The sequence below is a fragment of the Serratia liquefaciens ATCC 27592 genome, assembly GCF_000422085.1.
Classification (GTDB): Bacteria; Pseudomonadota; Gammaproteobacteria; order Enterobacterales; family Enterobacteriaceae; genus Serratia; species Serratia liquefaciens.
In genome coordinates, this window is sequence record NC_021741.1 from 4,806,226 (window position 1) to 4,821,470 (window position 15,245).

28 protein-coding genes are annotated in these 15,245 nt (G+C 50.4%); 3 read left to right on the plus strand and 25 right to left on the minus strand.

The features are described 5' to 3' along the window. Positions 1–5 precede the first annotated feature (5 nt). The 3 genes from rsmB (at position 6) to mscL (ending at position 3,311) form a co-directional block, all read left to right on the plus strand. Positions 6–1,295, plus strand: coding sequence for a 16S rRNA (cytosine(967)-C(5))-methyltransferase RsmB (gene rsmB, locus M495_RS22350; RefSeq protein WP_020837225.1), 1,290 nt, complete (start codon positions 6–8; stop codon positions 1,293–1,295). A 77-nt stretch (positions 1,296–1,372) separates the two neighbouring features. After that, on the plus strand, positions 1,373–2,749 hold the full coding sequence (gene trkA, locus M495_RS22355; protein ID WP_020837226.1) for a Trk system potassium transporter TrkA: 1,377 nt from the start codon (positions 1,373–1,375) through the stop codon (positions 2,747–2,749). A gap of 145 nt (positions 2,750–2,894) precedes the next feature. Next, positions 2,895–3,311, plus strand: coding sequence for a large-conductance mechanosensitive channel protein MscL (gene mscL, locus M495_RS22360; protein ID WP_020837227.1), 417 nt, complete (start codon positions 2,895–2,897; stop codon positions 3,309–3,311). Between the two features lie 57 nt (positions 3,312–3,368). Here mscL and M495_RS22365 read toward each other — a convergent pair whose 3' ends face one another. From M495_RS22365 to rplV, 25 genes are all read right to left on the minus strand, one after another. After that, positions 3,369–3,575, minus strand: a complete 207-nt coding sequence (locus M495_RS22365) for an alternative ribosome-rescue factor A (protein ID WP_020837228.1) — start codon at positions 3,573–3,575, stop codon at positions 3,369–3,371. An 84-nt stretch (positions 3,576–3,659) separates the two neighbouring features. Next, positions 3,660–4,091 carry a Zn(2+)-responsive transcriptional regulator gene (gene zntR / locus M495_RS22370; RefSeq protein WP_020837229.1) on the minus strand — a complete coding sequence of 144 codons (432 nt, stop codon included), beginning with the start codon at positions 4,089–4,091 and terminating at the stop codon, positions 3,660–3,662. Then, positions 4,091–4,465 carry a DnaJ family domain-containing protein gene (locus M495_RS22375; protein WP_041415730.1) on the minus strand — a complete coding sequence of 125 codons (375 nt, stop codon included), beginning with the start codon at positions 4,463–4,465 and terminating at the stop codon, positions 4,091–4,093. The genes zntR and M495_RS22375 overlap by 1 nt, the downstream gene beginning before the upstream one ends. Before the next feature lie 146 nt (positions 4,466–4,611). Beyond that, complete coding sequence (gene rplQ, locus M495_RS22380; protein ID WP_004929726.1) at positions 4,612–5,001, minus strand: 50S ribosomal protein L17; 390 nt, start codon at positions 4,999–5,001, stop codon at positions 4,612–4,614. 40 nt (positions 5,002–5,041) lie between these two features. Then, entirely contained in the window at positions 5,042–6,031 is a 990-nt protein-coding gene (locus M495_RS22385; protein WP_002919219.1) for a DNA-directed RNA polymerase subunit alpha, read from the minus strand. Positions 6,032–6,056: 25 nt separating this feature from the next. After that, positions 6,057–6,677, minus strand: a complete 621-nt coding sequence (gene rpsD, locus M495_RS22390) for a 30S ribosomal protein S4 (RefSeq protein WP_004951125.1) — start codon at positions 6,675–6,677, stop codon at positions 6,057–6,059. Between the two features lie 30 nt (positions 6,678–6,707). After that, the gene (gene rpsK, locus M495_RS22395; protein WP_004951128.1) at positions 6,708–7,097 is read right to left on the minus strand and encodes a 30S ribosomal protein S11; all 390 of its coding nucleotides are present in this window, start codon (positions 7,095–7,097) and stop codon (positions 6,708–6,710) included. A 16-nt stretch (positions 7,098–7,113) separates the two neighbouring features. Continuing rightward, on the minus strand, positions 7,114–7,470 hold the full coding sequence (gene rpsM, locus M495_RS22400; protein ID WP_020837231.1) for a 30S ribosomal protein S13: 357 nt from the start codon (positions 7,468–7,470) through the stop codon (positions 7,114–7,116). 146 nt (positions 7,471–7,616) lie between these two features. Then, positions 7,617–7,733, minus strand: coding sequence for a 50S ribosomal protein L36 (gene rpmJ, locus M495_RS22405; RefSeq protein WP_002227352.1), 117 nt, complete (start codon positions 7,731–7,733; stop codon positions 7,617–7,619). A gap of 33 nt (positions 7,734–7,766) precedes the next feature. Further along, on the minus strand, positions 7,767–9,098 hold the full coding sequence (gene secY / locus M495_RS22410; RefSeq protein WP_004929740.1) for a preprotein translocase subunit SecY: 1,332 nt from the start codon (positions 9,096–9,098) through the stop codon (positions 7,767–7,769). A 7-nt stretch (positions 9,099–9,105) separates the two neighbouring features. Then, positions 9,106–9,540, minus strand: a complete 435-nt coding sequence (gene rplO, locus M495_RS22415) for a 50S ribosomal protein L15 (protein ID WP_020837232.1) — start codon at positions 9,538–9,540, stop codon at positions 9,106–9,108. 3 nt (positions 9,541–9,543) lie between these two features. Continuing rightward, positions 9,544–9,723 (minus strand): 50S ribosomal protein L30, encoded by a 180-nt coding sequence (rpmD, locus tag M495_RS25385; protein ID WP_004956161.1) that lies wholly within the window; start codon positions 9,721–9,723, stop codon positions 9,544–9,546. 6 nt (positions 9,724–9,729) lie between these two features. After that, positions 9,730–10,230, minus strand: coding sequence for a 30S ribosomal protein S5 (rpsE, locus tag M495_RS22425; protein ID WP_004956164.1), 501 nt, complete (start codon positions 10,228–10,230; stop codon positions 9,730–9,732). A 14-nt stretch (positions 10,231–10,244) separates the two neighbouring features. Next, positions 10,245–10,598, minus strand: coding sequence for a 50S ribosomal protein L18 (gene rplR, locus M495_RS25390; protein ID WP_020837234.1), 354 nt, complete (start codon positions 10,596–10,598; stop codon positions 10,245–10,247). Positions 10,599–10,607: 9 nt separating this feature from the next. Then, the gene (gene rplF, locus M495_RS25395) at positions 10,608–11,141 is read right to left on the minus strand and encodes a 50S ribosomal protein L6 (protein WP_020837235.1); all 534 of its coding nucleotides are present in this window, start codon (positions 11,139–11,141) and stop codon (positions 10,608–10,610) included. 14 nt (positions 11,142–11,155) lie between these two features. Next, positions 11,156–11,548, minus strand: a complete 393-nt coding sequence (rpsH, locus tag M495_RS22440) for a 30S ribosomal protein S8 (protein ID WP_020837236.1) — start codon at positions 11,546–11,548, stop codon at positions 11,156–11,158. A 30-nt stretch (positions 11,549–11,578) separates the two neighbouring features. Then, positions 11,579–11,884, minus strand: a complete 306-nt coding sequence (gene rpsN, locus M495_RS22445; RefSeq protein ID WP_041415050.1) for a 30S ribosomal protein S14 — start codon at positions 11,882–11,884, stop codon at positions 11,579–11,581. Between the two features lie 13 nt (positions 11,885–11,897). After that, positions 11,898–12,437: a 50S ribosomal protein L5 gene (gene rplE / locus M495_RS22450; RefSeq protein ID WP_020837238.1), complete on the minus strand. Its 540-nt coding sequence runs from the start codon at positions 12,435–12,437 to the stop codon at positions 11,898–11,900. Between the two features lie 14 nt (positions 12,438–12,451). After that, positions 12,452–12,766, minus strand: a complete 315-nt coding sequence (rplX, locus tag M495_RS22455) for a 50S ribosomal protein L24 (protein WP_020837239.1) — start codon at positions 12,764–12,766, stop codon at positions 12,452–12,454. Positions 12,767–12,776: 10 nt separating this feature from the next. Then, positions 12,777–13,148 (minus strand): 50S ribosomal protein L14, encoded by a 372-nt coding sequence (rplN, locus tag M495_RS22460; protein ID WP_020837240.1) that lies wholly within the window; start codon positions 13,146–13,148, stop codon positions 12,777–12,779. A gap of 166 nt (positions 13,149–13,314) precedes the next feature. Continuing rightward, positions 13,315–13,569 carry a 30S ribosomal protein S17 gene (gene rpsQ / locus M495_RS25400; RefSeq protein ID WP_020837241.1) on the minus strand — a complete coding sequence of 85 codons (255 nt, stop codon included), beginning with the start codon at positions 13,567–13,569 and terminating at the stop codon, positions 13,315–13,317. Continuing rightward, positions 13,570–13,761: a 50S ribosomal protein L29 gene (gene rpmC, locus M495_RS25405; RefSeq protein ID WP_004951169.1), complete on the minus strand. Its 192-nt coding sequence runs from the start codon at positions 13,759–13,761 to the stop codon at positions 13,570–13,572. Further along, entirely contained in the window at positions 13,761–14,171 is a 411-nt protein-coding gene (rplP, locus tag M495_RS25410) for a 50S ribosomal protein L16 (RefSeq protein ID WP_004951171.1), read from the minus strand. Before rplP ends, rpmC begins: the two co-directional genes overlap by 1 nt. 12 nt (positions 14,172–14,183) lie before the next feature. Next, positions 14,184–14,882 carry a 30S ribosomal protein S3 gene (rpsC, locus tag M495_RS25415; protein ID WP_004951172.1) on the minus strand — a complete coding sequence of 233 codons (699 nt, stop codon included), beginning with the start codon at positions 14,880–14,882 and terminating at the stop codon, positions 14,184–14,186. Positions 14,883–14,899: 17 nt separating this feature from the next. Beyond that, the gene (gene rplV, locus M495_RS22485; protein ID WP_002223844.1) at positions 14,900–15,232 is read right to left on the minus strand and encodes a 50S ribosomal protein L22; all 333 of its coding nucleotides are present in this window, start codon (positions 15,230–15,232) and stop codon (positions 14,900–14,902) included. Positions 15,233–15,245: the final 13 nt, after the last annotated feature.

Sequence of the window (15,245 nt, forward strand, 5' to 3'; positions counted from 1 at the left end):
AGCCTATGAAAAACAACTACAATCTCCGAAGCATCGCAGCCAAAGCCATCGGCCAGGTGCTGGATCAGGGCCAATCTCTCAGTACTGTCTTGCCACCACTGCAAAAATCCATTTCTGACAAAGACCGCGCTCTGCTGCAGGAGTTATGCTTCGGCACCCTGCGCGTGCTGCCGCAGTTGGAATGGTGTATTCAGCAATTGATGGCCAAGCCAATGACCGGCAAACAGCGCACGCTGCACTATCTGCTGATGGTCGGCCTGTACCAACTGCTGTATACCCGCATCCCAGCTCATGCAGTGCTGGCGGAAACGGTAGAAGGCGCCGTCGCGCTGAAACGGCCGCAGCTTAAAGGGCTGATCAACGGTGTATTGCGACAGTTCCAACGACAGCAGGAAGAGTTGCTGCAACGCGCCGCCAATAATGACAGCCGCTATCTGCATCCAAGCTGGCTTTTGAAACGTATCCAGCAAGCCTACCCCGCGCAGTGGGAACAAATCGTCGATGCCAATAATCAGAAACCACCGATGTGGCTGCGTGTCAGCCGACTTCATCACACCCGTGAAGATTATTTGCAGCTGATGGCGCAGGCGGGTATTGCAGCCGAACCCCATACCGAATATCGCGATGCAATACGCCTGCTGGCGCCATGCGCCGTTACCGACCTGCCGGGATTTGCCGACGGCTGGGTTACCGTGCAGGATGCTTCCGCTCAGGGTTGTGTCGATCTGCTGGATCCGCAAGACGGAGAACAGATCCTCGATCTGTGTGCCGCTCCCGGCGGCAAAACCACGCATATTCTGGAAGCTGCGCCCAAAGCTCATGTCATGGCGGTCGATATCGATGAGCAACGCCTGAGTCGAGTCAAAGAAAACCTGCAACGCCTGCGTTTACACGCCGAGGTCAAGCAAGGCGATGGACGTACACCGCAAGACTGGTGTGGTGATAAGCAATTCGATCGCATTTTGCTGGATGCACCGTGCTCTGCCACGGGTGTGATCCGCCGTCATCCGGATATCAAATGGTTGCGTCGCGATAGTGACATCGCTGAACTGGCTACGCTGCAGGCCGAGATTATCGAAGCCATTTGGCCACATCTCAAAAAGGGCGGTGTGATGGTATACGCTACCTGCTCAATTTTGCCGGCAGAGAACGCGGAGCAGATTACCGCTTTCCTCCAGCGCCATCCCGAAGCCCGTCTGGTTGAAACCGGCGATGAACAGCAGCCTGGCCGACAGAATCTTCCCCATCCGGAGGATGGAGATGGCTTCTTTTACGCTAAGCTGATTAAAATGTAGCTATTCAGTATTCAGGGCGCGGCTGTTGCGCCCTTTCAGAAAACCTTCAGCGGTTTCAGTGTGAAGCAGAGAAGCGAATGAAAATAATTATTCTTGGTGCCGGTCAGGTTGGTGGAACACTGGCGGAAAACCTGGTAGGCGAAAACAACGACATTACCGTCGTGGATACCGACTCTGGCCGTCTGCGTCAGCTGCAGGATAAGTTCGACCTGCGGGTTGTTCAGGGCTACGGTTCCCATCCACGCGTACTGCGAGAAGCAGGCGCAGAAGATGCCGACATGCTGGTTGCGGTCACTAACTCTGACGAAACCAACATGATTGCCTGTCAGATTGCCTATTCGCTGTTTAATACGCCGAACCGAATCGCCCGTATCCGCGCGCCTGAATATATCCGTGAATCAGAGAAACTGTTTCAACCTGAAGCGGTGCCCATTGACCATTTGATCTCGCCTGAACAGCTGGTTATCGATTACATCTATAAATTAATTGAATACCCTGGAGCATTACAGGTGGTGAACTTTGCAGAAGGCAAAGTCAGCATCGCTGCAGTAAAAGCCTATTACGGCGGCCCGTTGGTGGGTAATGCCCTGTCTTCTATGCGTGAGCATATGCCGCATATCGATACCCGCGTTGCCGCTATATTCCGTCAGGATCGGCCGATCCGCCCACAGGGCTCTACAATTATCGAAGCCGGAGACGAAGTGTTCTTTGTTGCGGCTTCACAGCATATCCGTGCGGTAATGAGTGAGCTACAACGGCTGGAAAAACCTTATAAACGCATCATGATTGTCGGCGGCGGTAACGTCGGTGCTGGCCTGGCGCAGCGCTTGGAGAAATCCTACAACGTGAAGCTGATCGAACGTAATCAGCAACGCGCCACGGAGCTGGCCGAACAGCTGCATGACACCATCGTGTTCTATGGCGATGCCTCCGACCAGGAGTTATTGGCAGAAGAGCATGTTGATCAGGTCGATGTTTTTATCGCTATCACCAATGATGACGAAGCCAACATCATGTCTGCCATGCTCGCCAAACGTATGGGTGCCAAAAAGGTGATGGTGTTAATTCAGCGTCGTGCCTACGTTGACCTGGTGCAGGGCAGCGTCATCGACATTGCCATTTCCCCTCAGCAAGCCACGATCTCAGCGTTGCTGGGCCACGTACGTAAAGCAGATATCGTCAGTGTTTCATCGCTACGGCGCGGCGTGGCAGAGGCCATTGAAGCTATTGCACACGGTGACGAGAGCACCTCAAAAGTAGTTGGGCGTATCGTTGAAGATATTAAATTACCGCCGGGCACGACCATTGGCGCCATTGTCCGCGGTGATGACGTAATTATCGCCAACGGCAGCAGCAAAATCGAACAGGGCGATCACGTCATTATGTTTATTACCGATAAAAAGTTCGTTCCTGACGTTGAACGTTTGTTCCAACCAAGTCCGTTCTTCCTGTAGAACGAATTAATTGTCCCATGGTCTATAATCAGGTTGATATTCGTTGCCGTGGGTAAGAAGAGATAAAAACTTTTCTCTGCTTATTGTGGCAAAGGGAAATTGCTTTGTTAAACTTGAGTTATTAATTCTGCAAGGGGTGCGTTCTATGAGTATGATGAAAGAGTTTCGTGAGTTTGCCATGCGTGGCAACGTGGTTGATTTGGCAGTCGGTGTGATTATCGGTGCAGCATTCGGCAAGATCGTATCGTCTTTCGTTGCAGATATCATCATGCCACCGCTGGGTTTACTGATCGGCGGCGTTGACTTCAAACAGTTCCACCTGGTGTTACGCGAAGCTCAGGGCGCGGTGCCTGCAGTAGTGATGAACTACGGTTCATTCATTCAAACCGTTTTTGATTTTGTTATTGTTGCCTTTGCTATTTTCCTGGCAATTAAGTTAATGAACAAAGTACGTCGCAAACAGGAAGAAGCGCCAGCCGCACCACCTGTGCCAACTGCAGAAGAGAAGCTTCTGACTGAAATTCGCGATTTGCTCAGTCATCAGCAGCAACCAAAACTGTAAATCAGTTAATCCTGTGCTAATAAAAAGCCATCTAAATCAGATGGCTTTTTTAATGCCTTAAAACCAGAAGGCCAGTGGTAAATTATCATTTGATAGTTTGCCACTGGCCTCCCAATTACCGCCTTTTGCGTGTTTGTCTTTACGCCGGTAGCTGCCTTTCCCTTTGGTATTTTTCTCTACCCGTTGGCGAAATAGTGGATCATGCAACAGTGCCTCAATGGCATTGTCCTGGATCTTACCTTTAGTATGTCGGTATTGAGTCATGGTAATTCACCTTGTTTGTCTATGGTTATAAAACGAGAAGATAATACTGCCAGCAGTATAAAAATTAAAGGGCCGGCAAGCCTGTCAGGCACCCTTTTTCACTTTTTCATCGCTGGCGCCCTGTTCCAGCGCTTCCAGAATCGAGCAATAATTGCTGGTATGTGCGCTTCCGCAGCAGGCATCACTAAGGCGCTTTAGCGACTCACGCATCCGCGTTAATTCCTTAAGCTTGTTCTCGACTTCGCTCAGACGCGCATCGACGATCGACTTCGATTCCTGGCAGGTATGATGCTCAGGATCGACACGGATCGACAGCAGTTCAGCAATGGTTTCCAGCGTAAAACCGAGCTGCTTGGCATAACGGATAAAGCGCAACCGCTGCAGGTCTTGATCGCTGTACAAGCGATAGCCGCCTTCGGTACGAATGTTATGATCCATCATTCCCTGCTTCTCGTAATAACGCACGGTATCCGGCGTCACATCGGCAAGTTTTGCCAGTTGCCCTATCTTAAACATCACTCTTCCTCCGGCGAAAATTTGCTGCTCAATGCTCTCTGATATTCACCGTGTAAAAAATCTGTGCTCATTCCAGCCTGACGAAGACGATGTTCCAACAGGGCCATTCGCTTGCCAAGTTCGGCATAGTCTGGATGTTCGCTATCAATTCCCTGTAGCAAACGGGCAATGTTCAAAGCCTCTTTACGATCTTCGAGCTCGGCAGGTAGATAGCCAGCATTTTTTAGCAGGCGAAAACCTGTCCGCAATTCAGCGGGCACGGCACTGTCATCATCCAACTCTAGTGGCTGCCCCTGGCCGGGCAAGTTATCTAACTCACCTTTCGCCTGCGCATCAAGAATATGGCGCTCCGCCCACTGATCAAGTAGCCACATAACATACTCTCTCAACTGACTGATGAATAGCGTTAGCATAGCGGATAGGGAGGGGGATCTTAAGCCTGGCGGGGAAAGAACGCACGTTTGGCTGATTATGGACGTAAAAAAACCGGGCAAGCCCGGTTTTTTTACGCGTCTACAGATTACTCTGCAGTTGCTACTTCTGCTTGAGACTCAGCACGATCAACCAGCTCGATGTATGCCATCGGCGCGTTGTCGCCTGCGCGGAAGCCACACTTCAGAATGCGAGTGTAACCACCGGCACGGCTCGCGAAACGCGGGCCCAGCTCGTTAAACAGTTTTGCCACGATCTCGTTATCACGAGTACGGGCGAATGCCAGACGACGATTAGCTACGCTGTCGGTCTTGGCAAGAGTAATCAGCGGCTCAACAACGCGACGCAGCTCTTTCGCTTTTGGCAAGGTCGTCTTGATGATCTCATGACGAACCAAAGAGCCGGCCATGTTACGGAACATAGCCTGGCGATGGCTGCTGTTACGGTTCAGTTGACGACCACTCTTACGATGGCGCATGACCTTATCCTTCTCAGTAAAACCTTAACCTGTGATCCGGTTACTCGTCAGCAATGCTTGCCGGTGGCCAATTTTCCAGGCGCATGCCCAGAGAAAGTCCACGGGAGGCCAGCACGTCTTTAATCTCAGTAAGAGATTTTTTACCCAGGTTCGGCGTTTTCAGCAACTCAACCTCGGTACGCTGTACCAGATCACCGATGTAGTGGATAGCTTCTGCCTTAAGGCAGTTAGCAGAGCGGACAGTCAATTCCAGATCGTCAACAGGGCGCAGCAGGATCGGATCGAACTCTGGTTTTTCTTCTTTAACTTCCGGTTGACGTACATCACGCAAGTCAACGAAGGCTTCAAGTTGTTCGGCCAGGATGGTTGCCGCACGGCGGATCGCCTCTTCAGGATCGATCGTGCCATTGGTTTCCATTTCGATTACCAGCTTGTCCAGGTCAGTACGCTGTTCTACACGCGCTGCTTCAACATTGTAGGCAATACGCTCTACAGGGCTATAGCATGCGTCAACCAACAGACGACCGATCGGGCGCTCATCTTCTTCCGAATGAATTCGGGCAGAAGCCGGCACATAACCACGACCACGTTGAACTTTGATACGCATGCTGATAGCAGCGTTTTCATCGGTCAGGTGGCAGATCACGTGCTGAGGCTTGACGATTTCGACATCACCATCATGGGTAATGTCGGCAGCGGTCACAGGGCCAATGCCAGATTTATTCAGGGTAAGAATAACTTCATCTTTGCCTTGAACTCTCACCGCCAGCCCTTTCAGGTTGAGCAGGATCTCCAGGATATCTTCCTGTACGCCTTCTTTGGTGCTGTACTCGTGCAGTACACCATCAATCTCAACCTCGGTCACCGCGCAACCCGGCATAGATGAAAGCAGAATACGGCGCAGTGCGTTGCCAAGAGTATGGCCAAAGCCACGCTCTAAAGGCTCAAGGGTCACCTTGGCGTGCGTCGAACTGACTTGCTCGATATCTACCAGGCGCGGTTTTAGAAACTCTGTCACAGAACCCTGCATTGTGTCCTCTCTTTGGTACTAAGCCTTACTTGGAGTAAAGCTCGACGATCAGGTGTTCGTTAATGTCCGCAGACAGATCGGTACGTTCAGGCATACGCTTGAACACGCCTTCCATCTTAGCAGCATCAACTTCAAGCCAAGTCGGCTTTTCACGCTGCTCAGCCAGCTCCAGAGAAGCTTTAACACGAGATTGCTTTTTAGCTTTCTCGCGGATGCTGACTACGTCATTCGGAGATACCTGATAAGAAGCGATGTTAACAACGCGACCATTTACCATAATTGCTTTGTGGCTAACCAACTGACGTGACTCTGCACGAGTAGCGCCGAAGCCCATACGGTAAACAACGTTGTCCAGACGACCTTCCAGCAGTTGCAACAGGTTTGCACCGGTGTTGCCCTTCAGGCGTGCTGCTTCTTTGTAATAGTTACGGAATTGACGCTCCAGAACACCGTACATACGGCGAACTTTTTGCTTCTCACGTAACTGTACACCATAGTCAGACAGACGCGGTTTACGCGCACCGTGTTGACCAGGCGGTTGCTCAATTTTACACTTGGTATCGATCGCGCGAACGCCAGACTTCAGGAACAAGTCTGTGCCCTCACGGCGGCTAAGCTTGAGCTTAGGACCCAAATATCTTGCCATTTTCTTTCTCCAACTAACCTAAAAGCAGCGTTATACGCGACGCTTTTTCGGCGGACGACAACCGTTGTGAGGGATAGGAGTCACATCAGTAATGTTAGTGATGCGGAAACCTGCGGCGTTCAGTGCACGAATAGTTGATTCGCGACCCGGACCCGGTCCCTTAACCATAACTTCCAGGTTCTTGATACCGTATTCTTTTACTGCGTCAGCACAACGCTCGGCTGCAACCTGAGCTGCAAACGGAGTTGACTTACGAGAACCACGGAAACCAGAACCACCGGCAGTTGCCCAACCCAATGCGTTACCCTGACGATCGGTAATAGTCACAATGGTGTTGTTGAAAGAAGCATGGACATGAGCCACGCCGTCAGAGACTTGCTTTCTTACACGCTTACGTGTACGAACAGGTGCCTTTGCCATTATTCAATCACCCTGATTATTTCTTGATCGGTTTACGCGGACCCTTACGGGTACGTGCGTTGGTCTTCGTACGCTGACCGCGAACTGGCAGACCACGACGATGACGCAAACCACGGTATGTACCAAGATCCATCAGACGCTTGATGCTCAGGGTAACTTCACGACGCAAATCACCTTCTACAGTGAATTTGGCGACTGCTTCACGCAGCTGTTCAATTTGCTCTTCAGACAGCTCACTGATCTTAACATGTTCAGCAATACCCGTAGCTGCACAGATAGACTGTGAGCGGGTTTTACCGATTCCGAAGATCGACGTTAAGGCGATTACGGTATGTTTATGATCAGGAATGTTAATGCCTGCTATACGGGCCACTATGCACTCCTACTATTTTATACGGCAACACCATTCTGAAAAGCCCGTTTTCAGGATACTCAAATAATGTTGCAGCTACATACAAAAGATTGGCTGGCTAATCTAGCCAGCTCAACCCAACTTTGCAAGAAAAATATGCGAGATAATCAGCCTTGACGCTGTTTATGCTTCGGCTCGGCGCTGCAAATCACACGAACGACACCGTTACGCTTAACGATTTTGCAGTTACGACATAATTTCTTGACGGAAGCACGAACTTTCATTTTTACTCTCCGTAACTTCTCAAACGCACCTGATTAGCGGTTATAGCCTTTCAGGTTTGCTTTCTTCAATGCAGACTCGTACTGACTTGACATCATCAGAGTTTGCACTTGAGCCATAAAGTCCATGATGACGACAACCACGATCAGTAGCGAGGTACCACCAAAGTAGAATGGTACTTTCATTGCATCACGCATGAACTCCGGGATCAGGCAGATGAAAGTAATGTACATCGCGCCCACCAGGGTTAAACGCGTCATTACTTTATCGATGTACTTCGCCGTTTGCTCTCCCGGACGAATTCCTGGTACGAAGGCACCGGACTTCTTCAGGTTATCTGCTGTCTCACGCGGGTTGAAAACCAACGCCGTGTAAAAGAAACAGAAGAAGATGATTGCAGACGCATAGAGTAACACATAAAGCGGTTGCCCTGGCTGCAAATACAGCGAAATCGTTGTCAGCCAGTTCCAACCGGTACCGCCCCCAAACCATGATGCAATCGTGGCTGGGAACAGAATAATGCTGGAAGCGAAGATTGCCGGGATTACCCCTGCCATATTCACTTTCAACGGTAAGTGTGTGCTCTGTGCTGCATAAACACGACGACCTTGTTGACGCTTCGCATAGTTAACGACGATACGACGTTGACCACGTTCTATGAAAACAACGAAGAAGGTTACTGCAAACACTAATACTGCAACCAACAGCAACAGGAGGAAGTGCAGGTCGCCTTGCCGGGCTTGCTCAATAGTATGGGCCACTGCCGGCGGAAGTCCCGCTACAATACCTGCGAAGATAATGATCGAAATACCGTTGCCGATACCGCGCTCAGTAATCTGTTCGCCCAGCCACATCAGGAACATTGTCCCGGTAACCAGACTCACTACAGCAGTAAAGTAGAATGCAAAGCCTGGGTTTAACACCAGACCCTGCATACCAGGCATATTCGGCAGACCGGTAGCAATACCGATCGACTGGAATATGGCCAACACCAGCGTACCGTAGCGGGTGTACTGGCTAATCTTGCGACGGCCAGCCTCCCCTTCTTTCTTGATTTCTGCTAACGCTGGATGAACCACCGTCAACAGCTGGATAATGATCGATGCCGAAATATACGGCATGATCCCCAGAGCAAAGATAGAAGCACGGCTGAGGGCACCACCAGAGAACATGTTAAACATTTCAATGATAGTGCCTCTCTGCTGCTCAAGCAATTTGGCAAGCACAGTGGCATCGATACCAGGAATCGGAATAAAAGAGCCGATACGGAAGACAATCAGCGCGCCGATGACAAACAAAAGTCTGCGCTTCAGCTCGCCGAGCCCGCCTTTAGCACTTTGAAAATCTAATCCTGGTTGCTTAGCCATCTGCTACTTATTCCTCAATTTTACCGCCAGCAGCTTCGATAGCAGCACGAGCGCCTTTGGTGACACGCAGACCACGCAGGGTAACCGGACGAGCGATTTCGCCAGAAAGCATAACTTTCGCGAATTCGATCTGGGTACCAACAACGTTAGCGGCTTTCAGCGTGTTCAGGTCGATTACGTCGCCTTCAACAAGAGCCAGTTCAGACAGACGAACTTCTGCCGTGATCATAGCTTTGCGCGAGGTGAAGCCGAATTTCGGCAAACGACGATATAAAGGCATCTGACCACCTTCAAAACCACGACGTACGCCACCGCCAGAACGTGAGTTCTGACCTTTGTGACCACGACCAGCGGTTTTACCCAGGCCAGAACCAATACCACGACCTACACGCTTCGGCGCATGCTTGGCACCTTCAGCCGGAGACAGAGTATTTAAACGCATCTGTTACTCCTCAACTTTAACCATGTAGGAAACCAGGTTGATCATACCGCGTACAGCAGGAGTATCCTCGCGCTCTACGGTGTGACCAATACGACGCAGACCCAGACCGAGCAGTGTAGCTTTATGCTTCGGCAGACGGCCAATGGAGCTGCGAACTTGTGTTACTTTGATAGTCTTAGCCATGGTCAATTACCCCAGAATGTCTGCAACGGATTTACCACGCTTGGCAGCGACCATTTCAGGGGACTTCATATTTGCCAAAGCATCAATAGTTGCACGAACCACGTTGATCGGGTTGGTGGAACCATAAGCTTTAGCCAATACGTTGTGCACCCCAGCGACTTCCAGGACGGCGCGCATTGCACCACCGGCAATAATACCGGTACCTTCGGAAGCCGGCTGCATGAACACACGGGAACCCGTATGAGCACCTTTAACAGGGTGCTGCAGGGTGCCGCTGTTCAGCGCGACATTCATCATGTTGCGACGGGCTTTTTCCATCGCTTTCTGGATCGCTGCCGGAACTTCGCGTGCTTTGCCGTAGCCAAAACCAACGCGACCGTTACCATCACCAACTACTGTCAGTGCGGTAAAGCTGAAAATACGGCCACCTTTTACGGTTTTAGATACGCGGTTTACCGCGATCAGCTTTTCCTGCAGTTCGCCAGCTTGTTTTTCGATGTGAGCCATCTTAAACCTCTTCCTTAGAACTGAAGGCCAGCTTCACGGGCAGCATCTGCCAGTGCCTGGACTCGACCATGATATTGGAAACCGGAACGGTCAAAGGAAACTTTAGAGATCCCTTTTTCCAACGCGCGCTCAGCCAGAGTTTTACCTACGGCAGCTGCTGCGTCTTTGTTACCGGAATACTTCAGTTGCTCAGTGATAGCTTTTTCTAAAGTAGAAGCGGCTACCAGTACTTCAGAACCATTTGGAGCAATTACCTGTGCGTAAATGTGACGCGGGGTACGATGTACCACCAGGCGGGTTGCACCCAGTTCTTTGAGCTTACGGCGTGCGCGGGTCGCACGACGGATACGAGCAGATTTCTTATCCATAGTGTTACCTTACTTCTTCTTAGCCTCTTTGGTACGCACGACTTCGTCGGCGTAACGGACACCCTTGCCTTTGTAAGGCTCAGGACGGCGGTAGGCACGCAGATCTGCAGCAACCTGGCCAATAACTTGTTTATCAGCGCCTTTCAGCACGATTTCAGTTTGGCTTGGGCATTCAGCAGTAATACCTGCTGGCAGCTGGTGATCGACTGGGTGAGAGAAGCCTAAGGCTAAATTCACCACGTTGCCTTTAACAGCAGCACGATAACCAACACCTACCAGTTGAAGCTTCTTGGTGAAGCCTTCGGTAACACCAACTACCATTGCGTTCAGCAGAGCGCGCGTAGTACCCGCTTGGGCCCAGGCGTTAGCAAAACCTTCGCGCGGAGCGAAAGTCAGTGCGTTAGCTTCTTGCTTCACTTCAACGGCGTCGTGGACAGTACGAGTCAGCTCGCCGTTCTTACCCTTAATCGAAATAACCTGACCGTTGAGTTTTACCTCTACGCCGGCAGGAATGACGACGGGTGCTTTTGCAACACGAGACATTCTTTCCTCCCGAATTAAGCTACGTAGCAGATAATCTCGCCACCAAGACCTGCTTGGCGAGCTGCACGATCGGTCATAACACCTTTAGAGGTAGAAACAACAGCGATACCCAAACCGGCCATAACTTTTGGCAGCTCATCTTTTTTCTTATAGATGCGCAGACCTGGACGGCTGATTCGCTGAATGCTTTCTACCACTGCCTTGCCCTGGAAGTACTTCAGTACCAGTTCCAGAACAGGCTTGGCGTCGCCTTCGATTTTGAAATCTTCAATAAAACCTTCTTCCTTCAGCAGGTTGGCAATTGCCACTTTCAGCTTGGAGGAAGGCATGGTGACCGCAACTTTGTTCGCGGCTTGACCGTTACGGATACGGGTCAGCATATCCGCGATCGGATCTTGCATGCTCATCTGTCTTTACTCCCGTGATTCAATTGGTAATTACCAGCTAGCCTTTTTCAAGCCAGGTACTTCACCGCGCATAGCGGCTTCACGTAACTTGATACGGCTCAACCCGAATTTGCCCACATAACCATGTGGACGGCCAGTTTGGCGGCAGCGCTTACGCTGACGAGACGGGCTGGAATCACGCGGCAGAGTTTGCAGCTTGAGAACAGCATCCCAACGTTCTTCGTCGGACGAGTTCACACCAGAAATGATAGCTTTCAGTTCCTCGCGTTTTGCGCGGTACTTTTCAGCCAGTTTCACGCGAACGACTTCGCGTGCTTTCATTGATTGCTTAGCCATCAGTAACCCTGCCTTACTTACGGAACGGGAAGTTAAAAGCAGCCAACAGCGCGCGGCCTTCATCATCAGATTTCGCAGTAGTGGTAATGGTAATATCCAAGCCACGAACGCGATCGACTTTGTCGTAGTCGATTTCTGGGAAGATGATTTGCTCACGCACACCCATGCTATAGTTACCACGGCCATCGAATGACTTAGCGGACAAGCCACGGAAGTCACGGATACGTGGAACAGCAATGGAAATCAGACGCTCAAAGAACTCCCACATGCGCTCGCCACGCAGAGTTACTTTACAGCCGATCGGATAGCCCTGGCGGATTTTGAAGCCTGCAACAGATTTGCGGGCTTTGGTGATGAACGGTTTTTGACCGGAGATTGCTGCCAGATCAGCTGCTGCGTTATCCAGCAGTTTCTTGTCAGCGATCGCTTCACCAACACCCATATTCAGGGTGATCTTCTCGACCCGAGGGACTTGCATGACAGAAGCGTAGCTAAACTCAGTCATGAGTTTTTTAACTACTTCGTCTTTGTAGTAATCATGCAGTTTCGCCATCGTATTACTCCAAATTACTTGATAGTTTCGCTGTTAGACTTGAAGAAACGGACTTTTTTGCCGTCTTCGAATCTAAAGCCTACACGGTCAGCCTTACCGGTAGCCGTGTTGAAGAGAGCAATGTTAGAAACCTGAATTGCAGCTTCTTTTTCAACAATGCCACCTGGTTGGTTCAGGGCCGGAACCGGCTTCTGATGTTTCTTAACCAGGTTGATACCTTCAACAATGACCTTGCCAGCAGACAGGACATTTTTTACTTTACCGCGTTTACCTTTGTCTTTCCCGGTAAGCACGATAACTTCGTCATCACGACGGATTTTCGCTGCCATGGTTCGCTCCTTAGAGTACTTCTGGTGCCAGAGAGATAATTTTCATGAACTTCTCATTACGCAGTTCACGAGTTACCGGCCCAAAAATACGCGTACCGATAGGTTGCTCGCTGTTATTGTTCAAAATAACGCATGCATTACCATCGAAGCGAATGACAGAACCGTCCGGGCGACGTACACCCTTCTTGGTGCGCACCACTACCGCCTTCAGCACATCGCCTTTCTTCACCTTACCGCGAGGAATTGCTTCCTTGATGGTAATTTTGATGACGTCGCCGATGCCTGCGTAGCGACGGTGCGAGCCACCTAGAACCTTGATACACATTACGCGACGTGCACCGGAGTTGTCGGCCACGTTCAGCATAGTCTGTTCTTGGATCATGTTAGTGCTCCGCTAATGTCAACTACAACTTTAGGACCTATTACTAGGTCGTTGAAAAGCCCCATAACCGAGGGCGCAGCATTATAACACCGCTTCCAGAGTATGGGTAGAAAAAATAAACGGCTCATTTTCTGAGCCGTTTATTAAGTTAGAGCCAGCTACTCTATTACAGAATCGCTTTCTCTACAACGCGAACCAACGTCCAAGACTTAGTCTTAGACAGTGGACGGCATTCGCGGATTTCTACCACGTCACCGATACCACATTCGTTGTTCTCGTCATGTACGTGCAGCTTGGTCGTACGCTTGATGAATTTCCCGTAGATCGGGTGCTTCACCGTGCGCTCGATAGCAACAACCATGGATTTCTCCATTTTGTCACTAACAACACGACCCTGCAGAGTACGGATAATATCAGTCATTTACACACCCGCCTTTTCAGTCAGTAAAGTCTTAACGCGTGCGACGTTACGACGCACTTGTTTCAACAGGTGAGTTTGTTGCAGCTGGCCACTTGCCGCCTGCATGCGCAAGTTAAATTGCTCACGCAGCAGGTTGAGCAGCTCAGTGTTCAGCTCTTCAACGCTTTTTTCACGCAGCTCTTGTGCTTTCATTACATCACCGTCTTAGTTACAAAGGTGGTTTTGATCGGCAATTTAGCTGCAGCCAGCTTGAATGCCTCACGGGCGACCTCTTCTGGTACACCGTCCATTTCGTACAGGACTTTCCCAGGTTGGATCAGGGCAACCCAATACTCCACGTTACCCTTACCTTTACCCATACGCACTTCGAGCGGCTTCTCGGTAATTGGTTTGTCCGGGAATACACGGATCCAAATTTTACCTTGACGCTTAACTGCACGAGTCATTGCACGACGAGCTGCTTCGATTTGACGAGCAGTCAGACGGCCACGGCCAACAGCTTTCAGACCGAAAGTGCCGAAGCTAACATCCGTACCCTGCGCCAGACCACGGTTGCGGCCTTTGTGCATCTTACGGAATTTTGTACGCTTTGGTTGTAACATCAGCGACTCTCCTTACTTGCGGCCTTTACGCTGCTGCTTTTTAGGTTGAGCAGCCGGTTCCGGTTGTTCAACTGCAGCCATACCACCCAGGATCTCACCTTTGAAGATCCATACCTTAACGCCGATTACACCATAAGTGGTGTGCGCTTCAGATGTGTTGTAATCGATATCCGCACGCAGTGTGTGCAACGGAACACGACCTTCACGGTACCATTCGGTACGCGCGATTTCAGCACCGCCAAGACGGCCGCTTACTTCAACTTTGATACCTTTAGCGCCAAGACGCATTGCGTTCTGTACAGCACGCTTCATAGCACGACGGAACATAACGCGACGTTCCAGCTGTGAAGTGATGCTGTCAGCAACCAATTTAGCGTCAAGTTCCGGTTTACGGACTTCGGCGATGTTAATTTGCGCAGGAACGCCAGCGATATCCGCTACGACCTTACGCAGTTTTTCGACATCTTCGCCTTTCTTGCCGATAACGATGCCTGGACGAGCAGTGTGAATAGTCACACGGATGCTCTTCGCAGGACGCTCGATAACGATGCGAGAAACGGAAGCTTTCGCCAGTTCCTTGATCAGGAATTGACGAACTTTAAAGTCGCTGTCCAGGTTGTCAGCGAATTCTTTGGTATTCGCATACCAAGTAGAGTTCCAAGGTTTGACAATACCCAGGCGAATACCATTAGGATGTACTTTCTGACCCATTGCTAGTCTCCAGAGTCTCAGCGATCGGACACAACCACAGTAATGTGGCTGGTGCGCTTCAGGATGCGATCTGCACGACCTTTTGCACGCGGCATAATGCGCTTCATGCTTGGGCCTTCGTCTACGAAGATTTTCGTGACTTTCAGATCATCGATGTCAGCGCCATCGTTGTGTTCTGCGTTAGCAATGGCAGACTCCAGCACTTTCTTAACCAGACCAGCAGCTTTCTTGTTGGTGTAGGTCAGAGTTTCCAGAGCTTGCGACACTTTCTTACCGCGGATCAGGTCTGCAACAAGGCGAACCTTCTGAGCAGAAGAACGAGCGTGGCGATGTTTAGCGATAGTTTCCATCTCTTCCTCCTAC

Excerpts from the sequence above, each read along its gene's own strand:
- rsmB (WP_020837225.1), top strand. The coding sequence starts at position 6 with ATGAAAAACAACTACAATCTCCGAAGCATCGCAGCCAAAGCCATCGGC.
- trkA (WP_020837226.1), top strand. The coding sequence starts at position 1,373 with ATGAAAATAATTATTCTTGGTGCCGGTCAGGTTGGTGGAACACTGGCG.
- mscL (WP_020837227.1), top strand. The coding sequence starts at position 2,895 with ATGAGTATGATGAAAGAGTTTCGTGAGTTTGCCATGCGTGGCAACGTG.
- M495_RS22365 (WP_020837228.1), bottom strand. The coding sequence starts at position 3,575 with ATGACTCAATACCGACATACTAAAGGTAAGATCCAGGACAATGCCATT.
- zntR (WP_020837229.1), bottom strand. The coding sequence starts at position 4,091 with ATGTTTAAGATAGGGCAACTGGCAAAACTTGCCGATGTGACGCCGGAT.
- M495_RS22375 (WP_041415730.1), bottom strand. The coding sequence starts at position 4,465 with ATGTGGCTACTTGATCAGTGGGCGGAGCGCCATATTCTTGATGCGCAG.
- rplQ (WP_004929726.1), bottom strand. The coding sequence starts at position 5,001 with ATGCGCCATCGTAAGAGTGGTCGTCAACTGAACCGTAACAGCAGCCAT.
- M495_RS22385 (WP_002919219.1), bottom strand. The coding sequence starts at position 6,031 with ATGCAGGGTTCTGTGACAGAGTTTCTAAAACCGCGCCTGGTAGATATC.
- rpsD (WP_004951125.1), bottom strand. The coding sequence starts at position 6,677 with ATGGCAAGATATTTGGGTCCTAAGCTCAAGCTTAGCCGCCGTGAGGGC.
- rpsK (WP_004951128.1), bottom strand. The coding sequence starts at position 7,097 with ATGGCAAAGGCACCTGTTCGTACACGTAAGCGTGTAAGAAAGCAAGTC.
- rpmJ (WP_002227352.1), bottom strand. The coding sequence starts at position 7,733 with ATGAAAGTTCGTGCTTCCGTCAAGAAATTATGTCGTAACTGCAAAATC.
- secY (WP_004929740.1), bottom strand. The coding sequence starts at position 9,098 with ATGGCTAAGCAACCAGGATTAGATTTTCAAAGTGCTAAAGGCGGGCTC.
- rplO (WP_020837232.1), bottom strand. The coding sequence starts at position 9,540 with ATGCGTTTAAATACTCTGTCTCCGGCTGAAGGTGCCAAGCATGCGCCG.
- rpmD (WP_004956161.1), bottom strand. The coding sequence starts at position 9,723 with ATGGCTAAGACTATCAAAGTAACACAAGTTCGCAGCTCCATTGGCCGT.
- rpsE (WP_004956164.1), bottom strand. The coding sequence starts at position 10,230 with ATGGCTCACATCGAAAAACAAGCTGGCGAACTGCAGGAAAAGCTGATC.
- rplR (WP_020837234.1), bottom strand. The coding sequence starts at position 10,598 with ATGGATAAGAAATCTGCTCGTATCCGTCGTGCGACCCGCGCACGCCGT.
- rplF (WP_020837235.1), bottom strand. The coding sequence starts at position 11,141 with ATGTCTCGTGTTGCAAAAGCACCCGTCGTCATTCCTGCCGGCGTAGAG.
- rpsH (WP_020837236.1), bottom strand. The coding sequence starts at position 11,548 with ATGAGCATGCAAGATCCGATCGCGGATATGCTGACCCGTATCCGTAAC.
- rpsN (WP_041415050.1), bottom strand. The coding sequence starts at position 11,884 with ATGGCTAAGCAATCAATGAAAGCACGCGAAGTCGTTCGCGTGAAACTG.
- rplE (WP_020837238.1), bottom strand. The coding sequence starts at position 12,437 with ATGGCGAAACTGCATGATTACTACAAAGACGAAGTAGTTAAAAAACTC.
- rplX (WP_020837239.1), bottom strand. The coding sequence starts at position 12,766 with ATGGCAGCGAAAATCCGTCGTGATGACGAAGTTATCGTGCTTACCGGG.
- rplN (WP_020837240.1), bottom strand. The coding sequence starts at position 13,148 with ATGATCCAAGAACAGACTATGCTGAACGTGGCCGACAACTCCGGTGCA.
- rpsQ (WP_020837241.1), bottom strand. The coding sequence starts at position 13,569 with ATGACTGATATTATCCGTACTCTGCAGGGTCGTGTTGTTAGTGACAAA.
- rpmC (WP_004951169.1), bottom strand. The coding sequence starts at position 13,761 with ATGAAAGCACAAGAGCTGCGTGAAAAAAGCGTTGAAGAGCTGAACACT.
- rplP (WP_004951171.1), bottom strand. The coding sequence starts at position 14,171 with ATGTTACAACCAAAGCGTACAAAATTCCGTAAGATGCACAAAGGCCGC.
- rpsC (WP_004951172.1), bottom strand. The coding sequence starts at position 14,882 with ATGGGTCAGAAAGTACATCCTAATGGTATTCGCCTGGGTATTGTCAAA.
- rplV (WP_002223844.1), bottom strand. The coding sequence starts at position 15,232 with ATGGAAACTATCGCTAAACATCGCCACGCTCGTTCTTCTGCTCAGAAG.